General features: G+C 33.6%; 12 protein-coding genes and 1 other RNA gene. 5 read left to right on the top strand and 8 right to left on the bottom strand.

Going from position 1 to position 15,625, the window contains the following annotated elements; genetic code table 11:
* Positions 1 to 35: 35 nt before the first annotated feature.
* The 3 genes from AC0J6S_RS10885 to AC0J6S_RS10895 all read right to left on the bottom strand — a co-directional run bounded on the left by AC0J6S_RS10885 (position 36) and on the right by AC0J6S_RS10895 (position 3,299).
* On the bottom strand, positions 36 to 551 hold the full coding sequence (locus AC0J6S_RS10885; RefSeq protein ID WP_474953832.1) for an Hsp20/alpha crystallin family protein: 516 nt from the start codon (positions 549 to 551) through the stop codon (positions 36 to 38).
* A 139-nt stretch (positions 552 to 690) separates the two neighbouring features.
* The gene (locus tag AC0J6S_RS10890; protein ID WP_474953833.1) at positions 691 to 1,947 is read right to left on the bottom strand and encodes a DEAD/DEAH box helicase; all 1,257 of its coding nucleotides are present in this window, start codon (positions 1,945 to 1,947) and stop codon (positions 691 to 693) included.
* Between the two features lie 311 nt (positions 1,948 to 2,258).
* The gene (locus AC0J6S_RS10895; protein WP_474953834.1) at positions 2,259 to 3,299 is read right to left on the bottom strand and encodes a formimidoylglutamase; all 1,041 of its coding nucleotides are present in this window, start codon (positions 3,297 to 3,299) and stop codon (positions 2,259 to 2,261) included.
* 102 nt (positions 3,300 to 3,401) lie between these two features.
* Between AC0J6S_RS10895 and AC0J6S_RS10900 the strand changes: the two genes are divergently transcribed.
* Positions 3,402 to 4,286, top strand: coding sequence for a hypothetical protein (locus tag AC0J6S_RS10900; RefSeq protein WP_474953835.1), 885 nt, complete (start codon positions 3,402 to 3,404; stop codon positions 4,284 to 4,286).
* Positions 4,287 to 4,338: 52 nt separating this feature from the next.
* Here the strand turns inward: AC0J6S_RS10900 and hutI are convergent, their stop codons facing one another.
* Positions 4,339 to 5,577 carry an imidazolonepropionase gene (hutI, locus tag AC0J6S_RS10905; RefSeq protein WP_474953836.1) on the bottom strand — a complete coding sequence of 413 codons (1,239 nt, stop codon included), beginning with the start codon at positions 5,575 to 5,577 and terminating at the stop codon, positions 4,339 to 4,341.
* 12 nt (positions 5,578 to 5,589) lie between these two features.
* The gene (locus tag AC0J6S_RS10910) at positions 5,590 to 6,666 is read right to left on the bottom strand and encodes a glutaminyl-peptide cyclotransferase (protein WP_474953837.1); all 1,077 of its coding nucleotides are present in this window, start codon (positions 6,664 to 6,666) and stop codon (positions 5,590 to 5,592) included.
* An 88-nt stretch (positions 6,667 to 6,754) separates the two neighbouring features.
* Here AC0J6S_RS10910 and ffs point away from each other — a divergent pair.
* The 3 genes from ffs (at position 6,755) to fsa (ending at position 8,599) form a co-directional block, all read left to right on the top strand.
* Positions 6,755 to 6,852: signal recognition particle sRNA small type (gene ffs, locus AC0J6S_RS10915), an RNA gene on the top strand.
* Positions 6,853 to 6,931: 79 nt separating this feature from the next.
* Positions 6,932 to 7,735 (top strand): SDR family oxidoreductase, encoded by an 804-nt coding sequence (locus tag AC0J6S_RS10920; RefSeq protein WP_474953838.1) that lies wholly within the window; start codon positions 6,932 to 6,934, stop codon positions 7,733 to 7,735.
* Between the two features lie 207 nt (positions 7,736 to 7,942).
* Positions 7,943 to 8,599, top strand: coding sequence for a fructose-6-phosphate aldolase (gene fsa / locus AC0J6S_RS10925; protein WP_073353076.1), 657 nt, complete (start codon positions 7,943 to 7,945; stop codon positions 8,597 to 8,599).
* A 113-nt stretch (positions 8,600 to 8,712) separates the two neighbouring features.
* On the opposite strand, the gene AC0J6S_RS10930 is transcribed toward fsa, so the two are convergent.
* The 3 genes from AC0J6S_RS10930 to AC0J6S_RS10940 all read right to left on the bottom strand — a co-directional run bounded on the left by AC0J6S_RS10930 (position 8,713) and on the right by AC0J6S_RS10940 (position 12,311).
* Complete coding sequence (locus tag AC0J6S_RS10930; protein ID WP_474953839.1) at positions 8,713 to 10,374, bottom strand: MFS transporter; 1,662 nt, start codon at positions 10,372 to 10,374, stop codon at positions 8,713 to 8,715.
* A 193-nt stretch (positions 10,375 to 10,567) separates the two neighbouring features.
* Complete coding sequence (locus AC0J6S_RS10935) at positions 10,568 to 11,269, bottom strand: LytR/AlgR family response regulator transcription factor (RefSeq protein WP_474953840.1); 702 nt, start codon at positions 11,267 to 11,269, stop codon at positions 10,568 to 10,570.
* Positions 11,259 to 12,311, bottom strand: a complete 1,053-nt coding sequence (locus tag AC0J6S_RS10940) for a sensor histidine kinase (protein ID WP_474953841.1) — start codon at positions 12,309 to 12,311, stop codon at positions 11,259 to 11,261. The genes AC0J6S_RS10935 and AC0J6S_RS10940 overlap by 11 nt, the downstream gene beginning before the upstream one ends.
* A gap of 274 nt (positions 12,312 to 12,585) precedes the next feature.
* On the opposite strand from AC0J6S_RS10940, the gene AC0J6S_RS10945 reads away from it, so the two are divergent.
* Positions 12,586 to 15,615, top strand: coding sequence for a SusC/RagA family TonB-linked outer membrane protein (locus AC0J6S_RS10945; RefSeq protein ID WP_474953842.1), 3,030 nt, complete (start codon positions 12,586 to 12,588; stop codon positions 15,613 to 15,615).
* The last annotated feature ends 10 nt before the right edge of the window (positions 15,616 to 15,625 follow it).

A 15,625-nucleotide genomic window follows, 5' to 3' on the forward strand; every position in this document is an offset into this window, starting at 1 on the left:
AACGATTTTTTATCTGTTTAAGATTGAATGCTTTTTTATTTTATTGCAATTTTTTTCAACATTTTTTTCTTACCATTGTCTTTTTTTGCAATATCAACATGAAGAATTCCATCTTTATAACTTGCTTCAATTTTATTTTCATCTATTGAATCAGGCAAAGTAAAAGAACGAAAGAATGATTGATAATTAAACTCTTTGCGAACGTAATTATCTTTTTTTCTAGTTTCTTCTTTTTCTTCTTGTTTTTCAGAAGAAATCATGAGCATGTTGTTGTCAATTTCAACTTTAAAGTCTTCTTTTTTCATTCCCGGAGCAGCTAGTTCTACTTGCAGTTTGTCATCAGTTTCTTTTAAATTAACAGATGGTAAATTACTGCCCATAGCGGTAAAATTTTTATCAGTCCAATCAAAAAGATCTCTTGAGATAAAATCATCAAAAAATGTATTTACTGAAGGGAATAAACTGGAATTAATCACTGGCACTAATCCGTTTCTTTTAACTAAGGTTTCCATAATTTTTTGTTTAAAGTTGTTTGTAATATTTTGAATCAAATTTAATGATTTAATTATTTTTTAAAACAGCTTTTAACATTTAAAACGTTGAATAACAATGTATTAACGTTTAATTACGTTTTTATGTTTTGGTTAAAAGGGCAATTCTTACAGCTGAAAAATTGATTTGGAAATACAATTAATACCAGCGCTTTTTATTTTGTTTAGATGCGTCAGACTTTCTTGACTTATGCGCTCCACCGCTTCGGTTTGAATTTTTTTGTGCAGCAGATGCTGGTGCTGATTCGGGACTGCCCGAGTGCCAATGATACGGATGATCATTTACTGTTTTAACATCAACTTTTATCAGTTTTTGTATGTCTTTCCAATAGGTGTGCTCGTCTTTACTGCAAAAAGAAATAGCAATTCCACCGTTTCCAGCGCGACCGGTTCTACCAATTCGGTGAACATACGTCTCAGGAATATTTGGTAAATCAAAATTAATTACAAACGGCAATTGGTCAATATCAATTCCTCTAGCTGCAATATCAGTTGCCACTAAAATGCCGACTTCCTTATTTTTGAAAGCATCCAAAACACGTTGTCTTGCATTTTGTGATTTGTCACCGTGAATTGCTTCGGCGGCAATGTTGTTTTTTCGCAATGCTTTTACAACATTATCAGCACCGTGTTTCGTTCTGGAAAAAACCAGTACATCTGATAAATTTTCATTTTTAATCAAATGATACAGTAAATTTCTTTTCTCGGCCTTTTCAACAAAATAAACCCTTTGTTCTACGTTTTCAGCTGTTGAGGAAACTGGCGAAACAGTTACGGTTGCGGGATCCGTCAGAAACATTTCGGCTAATTCTCTAATAGCAATTGGCATTGTTGCAGAGAAAAATAACGTTTGTCTGTTTTTTGGCGTAAGCTTTACAATTTTTTTGACATCATTTACAAATCCCATATCCAACATTTGATCTGCCTCGTCAAGAACTAGTGTATGCAGATGATCTAAATCAATAAAACCTTGTTTATGTAAATCAAGAAGTCTTCCTGGAGTTGCAATCAAAATATCGACACCGTTTTTTAAGGCGTCAACTTGAGGATTTTGTGAAACACCACCAAAAATTGTCAGTTGAGTCAAATTAGTATATTTGCTATAATCGTCGAAACTTTGGCCTATTTGAACGGCTAATTCTCGCGTTGGAGTTACGATTAGAGATCTAATTACTTTAGCTTTTTTGGACGAACCTACAATTCGGTGTAACTGATGTATAATTGGTATTGCAAATGCGCCTGTTTTTCCTGTTCCTGTTTGTGCACATCCTATTAAATCTCGACCAGCTAATACTAGCGGAATAGATTGTTCTTGAATAGGAGTTGGGTTAAGGTAGCCTTGTTCAAATACGGCTTTTTGTATACTTTTTGAAAGTGATAATTCTTCGAATAACATATTTTGGATATTAAATATCTTGTATTAAGTACATAGATAGTTCGACAAAGATAGTATTAATATTTTTTACAGTTTTTTATAACTTTTTTAGGAACCCAATTTATGGAGTTTTTAAAAGTTGTTGGTTCTGAAAATAAGTAAAATCAATTGTTATAGTGTATTTAGTTTTTAGCTTGACAAGAAAATGCCACAAATTTTCACGAAGTGATTTGTGCTAAATTGTGAAATTCGTGGCTATTATTTCGAATTGTAACGGTGCAGACTTCATGTTTGCCAACTAAATCAATAGTCTTTTAGTCCAAAGTGTTTTTTTAAATTGGTAATGCGCTGTTGGATTTAATAAAATCAGTTACCAGATAACCTATCAGTTTTCCTATGAGATGATTGTTTGTTTCTTCTCCTAAATCCGGTGCGCCTTCACAAATATGCAAATAGGAAGCATTTTTATTTTTTCCAAAAAACGAAATAAACTGGCGCAATTGTTCCACAGAAAAGCCACTCATTGTCATAGCACTGCAAGCAATGTTAGGAATTGCATCCAAGTCGATTTCAATTCCAAAAAAATCATCATTTATAAAACTTAATGCGGAGATCATTTCTTGGTCGAAGTCTTTTTCTTTTCTAATACTAACGCTATCATACGTGATATATCGAACTCGATCTTCAATTTTTTTGATAATATCCAAAACACTTTTGGAAGTATAATTTTCATGTAAACCAAAAATGAAATATTTTTTCAAAAAGCCTTCTTCGAAAGCGTAAGAAAAACCATTGCCGCTGTGACGTCCTTCTAGAATTCTAAAATCCGAATGGGCATCAAAATTAATTGCATTTATAGGTTTGCCTTTTGCAAGAGCAGTTCCTTTTATGTTTCCGTAGGAATTATTATGTCCGCCACCAATAACAATTGGAGTTTTTCCTAATTTCACAATACTGAAAATGATATGCGATACATCTTTATCAATTTTATCAACGAGCTGACTCAATTTAGAACGGTCATCAATGTCATTGAAATCAAGAATTTCAACATTATTCATAAGTTCACTTACATCAAGTTGACCTAAAACGACAAGTTGACTGCCTTTACAAAAACGATTGTGCTGAATATTTGCGATGCTTTTTATGGCGCTGTCCCAAGCTGAAGCAGCTCCGGGTCTACCGTAATTTGCTCTTATTCCAATATCTTCGGGAATACCAAACAATACATATTTAGCGTCACAAGTTTTCAAAAACTCAACAGAATCAACATCTTTTGGAACAGTTATCATTTTTTCTCCAAATTTTATTTCACCACTTCTGTGGTTGGTTATCTTTGAGAGATCTTTTATTGTAAACGGGATAATCTTTTCCATTAAAAAAAATATTTTGGTCAAAAATAATATAATTGTGTTAACTTACGTTATTAGGTAGTTATATATTGTTAAATTTGTACATAAACCAAAAATTAAATCGAGATGGAAAATCAAAAAAGCAGTTCAAGTCTTAAAGCAGTCATAGCTGTATTAGCTATTTTATTAGTGGGTAGTCTAATATACATATTTAAAATGACTTCTGATGCTGAAGTTGTTAAAACGGAATTAAAAACTACGTTGACTGAGAAAGAGTCGGTGATGAAAGATTTACAGGAATTAAAATCGACTTATGATGCAGCTATCGCTGAAAACACTTCAATGTCCGATGAGTTAATTCTGGAAAGAGATAAAGTGGTGAACTTAATGTCTGATTTAAGCAAATCAAAAGGTGATGTGGCTTCATTGTCAAAATATAGAACTCAATTCAACGCGCTGCAAGGCAATATGAAAGTTTTAATGGCGGAAAATGAAGGGCTAAAAAAGCAAAATACAACTTTAACTACACAACGTGATAGTACAGTAGTTGTTTTGGGAGAATCAAAGAAATACAATGAAGTTTTGGTAGGTCAAAACGAAGAATTAGCGAAAGCGGTTGAAATTGGTTCAAAATTGACAGTTTTAAACACAAGAGGATCGGCTTTTAAATTAAGAAGTTCTGGAAAACAAATTGAAACAGACAAAGCTAGCAGAGCTGACGTCCTTAGAGTTAGTTTTACAATTCCTGAAAACCCGATTGCTAAATCTGGTGAGAAAATGTATTACGTTCAAGTAATTGATAGTAAAAACAATGTTTTAGGAGACAAAAAAACACAAACTTTTGGAGATAATACGTTAACCTACAGTTTTACAACGGTTGTACAATATGACAATAAAACTGTTCAAGTAACTCAAGATCTTAAAGGTAAAGATTTTGCTAAAGGAACTTACTTTATCAATATTTTTGATACTGATATATTGGTTTCTAAAACAAGTTTTATCTTAAGATAATCATCCAAAAAAAATACGAATAAAAAAGAGGAACTTTAATGTTCCTCTTTTTTTATGCAAAAATTTCACCTTCTAAAAGTACAGTTTCAATCAGATTACTGCCAAAAGCGTAAGGTATTTGATAGTAGGAGGGTATGGGTTTTGTGATAATCAGATTTGCTTTTTTACCGATGGCGATGCTGCCGTGGGTTTCAGAAATTCCCATCGCATAAGCTCCATTTATTGTGGCAGCATTGATGGCTTCTTCGGGAGTCATTTTCATTTTGATGCATGCAGTTGCTACTACAAAATTCATATTTCCGGATGGAGTTGAACCTGGATTATAATCCGTTGCCAGAGCGAGAGGAAGTCCAGCCGCGATCATTTCTCGAGCTGGCGTATAAGGAATACTCAAAAAATAAGAGCAAGAAGGTAATGCAACAGGCATCGTCTCTGTATTTTCCAACGCTTTAATGTCTTCTGGTTTCATTACTTCTAGATGATCTACAGAAAGTGCATTGTGTTTTATTCCAACTTGAATTCCGCCAAAAGAGTTGAACTGATTGACATGGATTTTTGGCTTTAAGCCAAATTTAATCCCAGCTTCGATGATTTGTTCGGTTTCTTCAACCGTAAAATAACCCGTTTCACAAAATACATCGATGAAATCTGCCAGTTTATTTTTAGCAATTTCAGGGAGCATTTCATTGATGATTAAATCGATATAATCTTGGTGGTTTGTTGCGTATTCCGATGGGAAAGCATGAGCACCCAGAAAAGTTGCTTTGATTGTAATTGGATAGTTTTGAGCTAATCGCTGTATCACCCGAAGCATTTTCAATTCTCCTTCAACCGTCAATCCGTATCCCGATTTGATTTCTATTGCTCCAGTTCCCAAATGCATGACTTCTTCCAGTCGTACTTTGGATTGTTGGTAAATTTCTTCTTCGGAAGTTTCGTTCAGTTTTTTAGCTGAATTTAATATTCCACCGCCACGATTAGCAATTTCTTCATACGTCAAACCGTTGATTCGATCTACAAATTCCTGTTCCCGATTTCCCGCATACACAATATGGGTGTGGCTGTCACACCAAGAGGGTAAAACTATTTTTCCGTCTGCGTCAATACACTTTTCTGGGTTTATGTTAGGTAAATCCGCCATGGAACCAAAATCAGAAATAAGTCCATTTTGAAGTACTAAATAGGCATTTTTAATGGTAGGTAGAACCGCCATCTGAGCACCCGAAACTTTCAAAATTGAAGAATCCCGAACCTGGAGCAACTCTTTAATATTGATAATTAATGTTGTCATTTTATATGATAATTATTCTGAAACTTTGATTTCAAACATTTTGTCCCAATTTTTACCCGTTACAAAAATGGTTTTTGTTTTAGGGTTGTAGGCAATTCCGTTTAGAACATCCGTATCAGGTAATTGAGTTATTTTTTTCTTCAAATCAGCAAGATTAATAATTGCTTCAACCGCTCCATTTTTCGGATTGATAACAGCAATAGCGTCTTTTTGATACACATTTCCATAAATTTTCCCGTCAATCCATTCGAGTTCGTTAACTGCTTTTATTTTTGTTTCAAAAGAATACACATTTAAGTAATCTACTTCTTTAAATGTGTTTGGATCTATTATCCAAATTTTTTCGGTACCATCAGATTGATAAAGATATTTTCCGTCATTAGTCAATCCCCAACCTTCCATTGGTTTGAAATAGGTAAACGTTTTTTCTTTTTTGAAAGTATCTGCGTCATAAACGTACCCTTCATTATTTTGCCAGGTTAACTGATATACTTTGTTATTTAAAATCGTAATACCTTCACCAAAATATTTGTCAGCCAATTCCACTTTTTTATAAACTTCGCCGGTTTTATAGTTTGTTTTTCTTAAACTTGAAACTCCTTTTATTCCGGTACTATTTCCAGAACCGTTTCCAGTTCCTTCATACAGCGTGTCTCGGTAAAATTCTAGCCCTTGTGTGTATGCTTGAATATCGTGCGGATACGTATTTACGATGGTGTATTTTAATAATTTTGGTTGAATATCAGAAACTAGTTCTACTCTTGTGGTAGCTTCTGAGTTTTGTCCTTCATAATATACTAAAGCTTTTAGGTTTTGATATCCCAATTTTTGATCTTTCAGTTCAAAAGATAATTTGTCAATTCCTTTTTTTGAACTAATTTTTTTGTCATTTACATAGTAGACAACGCTGTCAATAGTTTTGGAATTGGAGTTCAAAATTTCCAAAGAAAGAACTTCCTGAGGTTTATATTGTTCTTTAAATTTAGAATTATCAAAGGAGAACAAAGTATTTTCACCTTTTTTTGCTTCGTTGCAACTTGCTAAGGTGATTCCTAATAAAATGACAGATAGGAAGTTATAGTTTTTCATGATTTATTTTTTTTGTTGTACCAATATACAATGTTATTTTTAATGATTAAAGCTCTTGTAAAAATATAAAAAGATTGTATATTTGCACCGGCAAGTCCTACACGACCAGCTCCTGCAGACTCCCCCAGGATGGGAACATAGCAAGGGTACGTGGTTGAGCGGTGCGATGTAGGTCGCTTGCCATTTTTTATTTATTACAAAAGTAGTCTTCCTTCGGGAGGATTTTTTTATTTTTGGACCTTTCGCATCACAAACAGCAATAATCATGAATAAAGTAGTTCTAATTACAGGAGGTTCTTCGGGAATAGGAAAATCTGTTGGAGAGTTTTTGCATCATAAAGGTTTTGTTGTGTATGGAACCAGTAGGAATCCAGATCGAATTTTGAATTCGGTTTTCCCTTTAGTGGCTTTGGATGTTCGGGATGCGGATTCGATTCATGCGGCTGTTGCCAAAGTGATTGCGACTTCCGGAAGACTTGATGTTGTCATTAACAACGCTGGTGTTGGGATTACGGGACCATTGGAAGAAATTCCGATGCAGGAGATCAAGAATAATTTTGAGACTAATCTTTTTGGTCCAATTGAAGTAATGAAAGCAGTTTTGCCCCAAATGCGTGCGCAAAGCTCGGGTTTGATTATCAATGTCACTTCGATTGCAGGGTATATGGGCTTGCCTTACAGAAGTGTTTATTCTGCTTCAAAAGGAGCGTTAGAACTTATCACAGAAGCATTGCGTATGGAAGTGAAATCATTTGGTGTTCATATTACTAATGTAGCTCCTGGAGATTTTGCGACAAATATTGCGTCGGGACGTTTTCATGCTCCGGTGCTAAATGGTTCAGCATACGAAACTCCGTACGGGAATACATTGAAAACGATGGATGAACATGTTGACAGTGGCAGTAATCCTAATGAAATGGCTGAAGCAGTTTATCAGATTATCCAAACTCGGGAACCTAAAATTCATTATAAAGTGGGCGTTTTTATGCAAAAAATATCAATTGTTTTGAAACGAATACTTCCCGACAAAGTATATGAAAAAATGCTGATGAACCATTATAAGTTGTAATTTTGTACGGAAATTTGCGTGAGATTTGAGATTAAGAAGAGAACAACCAGTGGCTGTTAGGTATTTTATATTGCGTGAGGGATAGCAGTGAAAATCCTTTTATTTTTTTCTTTAAATAATAAAAGATTGTAACGGAAAGCCCGACCCGAAGTTTTCACGAAGGGTCACGCCCAAAAGAATTAGAAACACACAATTAAATTATATAATATGAAATTTTTTATTGACACGGCTAATTTAGCTCAGATTAAGGAAGCACAGGCATTAGGCGTTTTGGATGGCGTTACAACCAATCCTTCGTTGATGGCCAAAGAGGGAATTACAGGAAAAAACAGCATTTTGAAGCATTATGTTGATATTTGTAACCTTGTTGATGGTGATGTAAGTGCCGAAGTAAATGCTTTGGATTACGACGGAATGATTAAGGAAGGTGAAGAGTTAGCGGATTTACACGAGCAAATCGTGGTAAAATTGCCTATGACTAAAGAAGGAGTGATGGCTGCTAAATACTTTTCGGACAAGGGAATAAAAACGAATGTAACCTTAGTGTTTTCGGCAGGACAGGCTTTATTGGCTGCAAAAGCGGGAGCTACTTATGTTTCTCCATTCATTGGTCGCTTGGATGATGTTTCTACAGATGGATTGGCTTTGATTGAAGAAATCAGATTAATTTATGATAACTACGGTTACGAAACTCAAATTCTTGCTGCTTCAGTACGTCACACGATGCACATTGTAAACTGTGCAAAAATTGGTGCTGATGTGATGACCGGACCACTATCTGCGATTTACGGTTTGTTGAAACACCCTTTGACTGATATTGGATTGGCACAGTTTGTAGCTGATTTTGAGAAAGGAAATAAATAGATTTAAGATTAGCGATTTTTGATTTCAGATTTCGGAATAAATAAAAACTCCCATTATGCTAAGCAAAATGGGAGTTTTTTTATTGGTTTGGTTTTGGTTAGTTTGTGTTGAAATTAGTGTGCTCCACCAACTTCTATTTCTTTTCCGATTCCTTGTTTTTCTAGAATTCCAATTACTTTCCAACCGTAGAATGCGATGAATGCGAAACATAAAACTGGAATAAAGTAAGAAGCATGGATACCGATAATATCTGCTATTTTTCCTTGTAATGGCGGTATAATTCCACCACCAAGGATCATCATTACCAAGAAGGCCGAACCTTGAGAGGTGTATTTTCCTAAACCTGCAATTGCCAATGAGAAAATAGAAGGCCACATAATACTTAAGAATAATCCACCGCTCATGAAAGCAAAAATTGCAATCGTTCCTGTAGTGAATAAACCAATAAGCATGGCTGTCATTCCCATTAATCCAAAAATCATAAGTGTTCTTGATGGTTGGTCTTTTCCTAAGAAGAAACCAGCGATTTGAAACAAAATTACAAATGCGTACGCATACAAAGGCGTTACGTCTTGTCCAGAAATGGCGTTAGCAGCTAAAACTACTCCAAAAGCTATGTAAGGAATAACGATAAGTAAAATTTTCTTTAATTGTGATGATGGATTGAAAACCGTAATGGCTCCTGCCCAACGCCCGATCATTAAACTTCCCCAATACATAGACATGTAAGGCGCTAAGGCTGGCCCAGAAATAGAACCAAAATCAGCGGTTACCAATAATTCACCAAGGTTACTTCCTATAGTTACTTCGACACCCACGTAAGCGAAAAGGGCTAACATTCCCAAAACTAATTGCGGGTATTTCATGGCTCCCCATCCTTCCGGGTTTTTTTGAGCTGTTGTATTTGCGAAGAATAAACCAATAACAACTACCAAAAGTGTAGAAACTGTTAAGGCTAATCCTAAATAATCTTTTTCTTTATTCTCTATAAAACGAGTGATAAATTCAGCGTCTTCATAACGAGAAAAGATATATGCAAAAATAGCAACCAAAATTACAGTGATTGCAATTAAGGTTTGCATTGCTTTGTTAGCCGTTTCAAAAGTAGAATCACTTTTTCCAGCGGGTAATTTTTTAGAAAAATGGAACAACGCTGCTGCTAATAAAAATAGTCCTCCCACAAATACATACAGAATTCTCATTGAATCTAATGAATCTGGTTTTTGAGCAAATTCTTCAATATTTACACCTGCAATAACTCCAAATAAAGCGATAGAGACAACTATTGGTCCTATCGTGGTTCCCAATGAATTAATTCCTCCTGCAAGATTCAATCTGCTTGATGCTGAATGCGGTTCACCAAGAGATGCTGCAAAAGGCTGAGCCGATGTTTGTTGTAGTGAAAAGCCAAGTGCAACAATAAACAATGCGCCTAGAATAAACAAATAACTTCCTTGTGTTACCGCAATTATCATAAGTACAGCTCCAAATGTGCTGACCAATAATCCGTAAATAATTCCTTTTTTGAATCCCCAACCGTTAAGAATATCTTTTTTGGCAATACTACTAAAAATGAAAAGCAATAAAGCACCGATGTAATAAGCACCATAAAAAGCAAAATCGATTAGTTGACTTTGAAATTGGTCTAAGCCAAATTTAGCTTTGCAAAATGGAATAAAAATCCCGTTTGAAGCTCCAATAAAACCCCAAAAGAAAAATACGGTTATGAGCGTATAAAGCGCGGAATTATTAGACTTTGTTTGTTCTGAATTCATAAGTATAAATGGGTTAATGATTAGTGTTAAATACTTTTTATTGTTGTAAGACCGTAAATATATTTGTTAAGTAAATTAAAAAAAAATAATATCGACAAAATATTATTAGAATTGTAGAATAACCAATTTTTGTTAAAAAAAGATGCTTTTTTTTAGATTTTTTGCAATTTCAAATAAAATATTGAAAACACTTTTATTCTAAAATTTTACTTTTTACATCTTTACTGTAATTTCGTCCTATGGGTAAAGTGTAAGAAAGCATTTGGATTCGGTTCCCCTCAATAGATTTTATTTTGTCAATAGCAATAGTGTATGATTTATGAATTCTTGCAAATCGATCCAATGGTAGTTCCTCAGATAAAGAAGTTAATGATTTGTGTGTAATATAGGTTTTGTCAATAGTCACAACCTTTATGTATTCTTTCATTCCTTCGATAAACAGAATTTCATCTATTGTTATTTTTACCATTTTTTTATCTACTTTGATAAAAATATGGGGTTCGATTCGATGCATCTCCGTTTTAATATTATTCTTTAAATTGATTTCTGTTGAAATCCTATTGATGCATTTAATAAATCGGGGTAATGGGATTGGCTTTACTAAATAGTCTAAAACGTCTAATTCATAGCTTTCGGCAGCAAATTCCCTAAAGGCAGTGGTGATTACAATTTTAGTTTTATACTCTATTAATCGGATCAATTCAAAACCTGTCATCATAGGCATGTTGATGTCGAGAAATAAGGCATCTACACTATTGTTATTGATAAACTCCAGGGCTTCCAGAGCATTGCTAAACGTGCCAATAATTTCAAAATCCGCAAAATTGGTAAAATAATTCTGAAGGACTTTTATAGCTAATGGTTCATCATCTACTAAAACACATTTAATCTTCATTATGAATAGGTATTTGCAAAGAGATGATATAATAATTAAACTTTACTTTATGTTCGAAAGTGTATTGGTTTTTGAAAATTAATTTCAACCGCTTCTTAGTGTTTATTAGACCAATACCTTTTTTTGTTTTTGTATGCTGTGAAAGTACAAAATTATTCAGAATTTCAAAACTCAAGACAGTTCCATTAATGACTTTACAGGTAATCTTTATTTTAAGATTGCCATTATTTATGCCACCATGTTTAAACGCATTTTTAACAAGAGATATAAAAAGTAAAGGTGGAACTTTAATTTCATCAATATTAGAATCTATATTAATGGCTACTTCTACGTTTTCAAAACGAAGTTTTTCGATTTCAATATAATTCTGAATATAATTAATTTCATTTATCAAAGGAACAAATTTAGTTCCTTCAATATCGTATAGAACATATTCCATCAATTTTGAAAGCTTTATAATCACATCTGGAACTTTTTCAGAGGATTCAAGCGTTAAAGCGTACAAATTATTTAAAGTATTAAAGAAGAAATGAGGCTGAATTTGATTTTTCAAATATTTCAATTCAATTTTAGATTGATTTTCTTTTATAGCTCTATTTCGTTCCCTTTCCTTAAGCCAGATTAAAGTTAAATATACTGAAGATGCCATTGCAAGCACATAAATTTCACCAATGCATACAGCTACAATATGATTCAAATCAAAAGGTTTGTATTCTCTGTTTGCTTCTGGCCAAGTATCTTCGGAAATAATATAATAGGTTAATTCAGTTTTCAATAAATAAATCACCATTAAACTCAATAGTAAGCCTAAACTATATTTATAATATTTTGAAGTTAATACATAACGAGGTATAAGGAAATATAGATTGAAATATACTAATGGAATGTGAAGTGAAAATTCTAAAATATTAGATTTTAATGAATATCCATAATCATTAAAATAAGCACCCCATCGAAGGAAGTTCATTAAAAAAAACAATCCCCAAAACCAAAGATGGTTTTGAAGTCTGATATCGAATTTTATTTCTTTTTTTTTACGCACTTTTTTTACTTAATAATTAATGATTGATGCATTAAAATAGGGGTTCTTAATTTTTTACAACTTTAATCAATTTGACAATAAAAAACACCTTTTTTAAATAAAAATATAAAAAAATAGAATACAGGTAGAAAAAATGCATAAATGTGTGCTTGAAAAACGTATTGTTGACAAAATTATGTCGTTGGTTTAAAATAAAGTACAGTTGGTATAAATTATTTTTTTTAGAATACCCTTAAAGATAAATTTACCCCATAACTAACAAAAACCTTTCAAAATGAAACAAATTATCTTAATCTTTATGATTATTTTTACTTCGCAAGTTATGCTTGCACAAGTAAAAACTGTCAAAGGTTCAGTGACCGATGCTGTCGGTTTACCATTGCCTGGGGCATCCATTACAGTACAAGGAGAATCAAAAGGAACCATTACCGATTTTGACGGTAATTTCTCTATTCAAGTGCAAAAAGGAAAGACCTTGGTGATTTCTTACCTTGGCTCAGAAACCCAAAAAGTTCTAGTCGGTGAGGATAGTGCTATTAAAGTACAATTGAAAGAGGCTGCTTCTACAGCACTTACTGAAGTAGTGGTAACTTCTCTTGGTATCAAGAAAACCAGGAAATCATTAACGTATGCCGCTCAAGAATTAAAAGGAGAGGAATTAACTCGTGTTAAAGATGCAAATATCATTAATACAATTGCGGGTAAAATTGCGGGTGTTGCCGTGACAAAAAGTGCTGGTGGTACAGGTGGTTCTACAAAAGTGGTTATCAGAGGGAATTCTTCCGTGAGTAACAACCAACCGCTTTATGTAATTGATGGTATTCCTCTGTTTAATGGAACTTCAGGACAACCTAATAGTGCTTTTGGAGATACTGCAGGTGGAAACCGTGATGGAGGAGACGTTGTGTCTCTTATTAATCCAGATGATTATGAAGGGATGATAGTTCTTAAAGGCGCTGCTGCATCTGTATTGTACGGAAGTCAAGGTGCAAATGGAGTAATTTTACTTTCTTCTAAAAAAGCAAAAGAAGGAAAATCAAATCTTAAAGCTTCGTCAGTAACTACTTTTGAGTCGGCGGCATATTTGCCAAAATTTCAAAATGAATATGTTGCTGTAGTAGGAGGCGAAGAAACTTGGGGAGCAAAAGGAGCTTCTAATGACCATGTGAAAGATTTCTTTGATACTGGAAACACACAAATTACTTCATTGGCTTTTTCTTCGGCTTCAGCAATATCATCTACTACTTTATCTTATGCTAACACAAGTGGATCTGGAATTATACCGGGAAGTGGTTTAAAGAAAAATAATTTTGGGATTCGTCAAACAGCAAAATTTTTCAATGATAAATTGAGTGTTGCCGCTAATGCAAATTATACTACTCAAAAAGTTATCAATAGACCTGTAAACGGACTGTATTTTAATCCCTTGACCGGCGTTTATTTGATGCCAAGAGGAAATGATTTTAATGCCTACAAAGAGAACTACGAAGTTTTTGATCCTTCAAGAAATATGATGGTTCAAAACTGGATGACTAATAGGGACATTCTTCAAAATCCATATTGGGGAATCAATAGAAATAAGTCAGAAGATACTAATCAATTTTTTAACGGATCGATTGCTTTAGATTACAAAGTAAATAATTGGTTAAATGTTGCTTCAAGATATAGTTATAATCGTGTAGAAAGTGGTTTTGATAAAAAGATATATGCCACTACACAAGGTACCTTATCTCACACAAACGGAAGATACATAAACGTGAATACTTTAAGCACGCAACGCTATGGTGATTTGATTGCTACAATAAATACTAAATTCAATGAAGATTTTAGTTTTAATGCTAACATAGGAACAAGCATTACCAATACAATTGGAAATCAAAGAACATCTTTGGATTCGGGTATTGGCGGAGGTTTACAAATTGCAAACTGGTTTACATTGGGTAACTTTGTGAATAATGCAGGAAATTTACAAACGTTAGATTCTTCGAAAGAAGTACAATCTGTTTTTGCATCTACTACTTTTGGATATAAAGACATGTTATTTTTAGATCTTGCAGCAAGAAACGACTGGTCTTCTACATTAGTAAATACAAATAATTCTGGTTTCTTTTATCCTTCTGTGGGTGTAACTGCTATTATTAGCGAAATGACAACTTTGCCGGATTTTATTAATTACGGAAAAGTTCGTGCAACGTATGCACAAGTAGGGAATGATATTTTTCCTTTTGTTACTTCTCCAACTAATGGTTTTACTTCAGAAGGTAATAAGCCCGCTATTGCTGCTCCAAAACCTGGAACTTCATTGCGTCCAGAATTAAAATCAGAAGTTGAAATTGGTACAGAATGGAAAATGTTTAATAACAGACTTGGATTCGAATTATCTTATTATAACTCAGAAACTAAACATCAATATTTACAAATTCTTGCTCCACTAACGAATCCGCTTGGTGTAAAATACTATGGTATTAATGCAGGTAGTATTAAAAACATAGGTTTTGAAGCTGTTGTTACCGGAAAAATTGTTAAAACCGATAAGTTCTCTTGGGATGCAACGGTAAATTATTCTCAAAATAAAAATACAGTTAAGGAAATTCCCGCTGAACTAGGAGGAAAAGTAATTTTGACTGAAGCTGGAGTGAATAACTACCGTTACGTTTTAGATCAAGGTAAACCCTATGGTGTTATCGAAGGTGTAAATATAAAAAGAGATGCTCAAGGCAGAGTGCTATTAAATGCTGACGGAACAATTCAAAAAACAGATTTTGAAGAAGTAGGAAATTCTAATCCAGACTTTATGTTAGGTTTTTCTAACTCATTTAAATTTGGTTCTTTCTTTGCAAATGTACTTATCGATGGAAGATTTGGTGGTAACCTAATGAGTTTAACTGAAGCTATAAATGACGAATTTGGAGTTTCAAAAGCTACAGGAGATGCTAGAAATGATGGTGGAGTTGCTATTAATGCAGTTTATCCTGATGGTTCTGCTTTTGCAGGAAAATATCCAGCAGAAAGTTATTACAAACAAACAGGCGGTAGAGCAGGAGCAACAGGAGAATATGTTTATAATGCTACCAATGTAAGTTTAAGAGAAGTTTCAATAGGGTATACTTTTAATACTAAAAGATTACCTTTCTTACAAACAGCCAGTTTGTCATTAATTGCCAGAAATTTAGGTTTTATTTATAAAGATGCTCCATTTGATCCTAATATTTCATTAAGCACAGGGGAAGGTTTGCAAGGTATTGATGTTTACGGAATGCCATCTACAAAAAGTATCGGTCTTAATTTAAACGTAACTTTCTAATCAAAAAATC

The organism is Flavobacterium sp. TS_SC_5, assembly GCF_056156265.1.

What these genes read in the sequence shown, in the direction of transcription:
- AC0J6S_RS10890 (WP_474953833.1), bottom strand. Translation starts at nt 1,947, where the DNA reads ATGTTATTCGAAGAATTATCACTTTCAAAAAGTATACAAAAAGCCGTA.
- AC0J6S_RS10895 (WP_474953834.1), bottom strand. Translation starts at nt 3,299, where the DNA reads ATGGAAAAGATTATCCCGTTTACAATAAAAGATCTCTCAAAGATAACC.
- AC0J6S_RS10900 (WP_474953835.1), top strand. Translation starts at nt 3,402, where the DNA reads ATGGAAAATCAAAAAAGCAGTTCAAGTCTTAAAGCAGTCATAGCTGTA.
- hutI (WP_474953836.1), bottom strand. Translation starts at nt 5,577, where the DNA reads ATGACAACATTAATTATCAATATTAAAGAGTTGCTCCAGGTTCGGGAT.
- AC0J6S_RS10910 (WP_474953837.1), bottom strand. Translation starts at nt 6,666, where the DNA reads ATGAAAAACTATAACTTCCTATCTGTCATTTTATTAGGAATCACCTTA.
- AC0J6S_RS10920 (WP_474953838.1), top strand. Translation starts at nt 6,932, where the DNA reads ATGAATAAAGTAGTTCTAATTACAGGAGGTTCTTCGGGAATAGGAAAA.
- fsa (WP_073353076.1), top strand. Translation starts at nt 7,943, where the DNA reads ATGAAATTTTTTATTGACACGGCTAATTTAGCTCAGATTAAGGAAGCA.
- AC0J6S_RS10930 (WP_474953839.1), bottom strand. Translation starts at nt 10,374, where the DNA reads ATGAATTCAGAACAAACAAAGTCTAATAATTCCGCGCTTTATACGCTC.
- AC0J6S_RS10935 (WP_474953840.1), bottom strand. Translation starts at nt 11,269, where the DNA reads ATGAAGATTAAATGTGTTTTAGTAGATGATGAACCATTAGCTATAAAA.
- AC0J6S_RS10945 (WP_474953842.1), top strand. Translation starts at nt 12,586, where the DNA reads ATGAAACAAATTATCTTAATCTTTATGATTATTTTTACTTCGCAAGTT.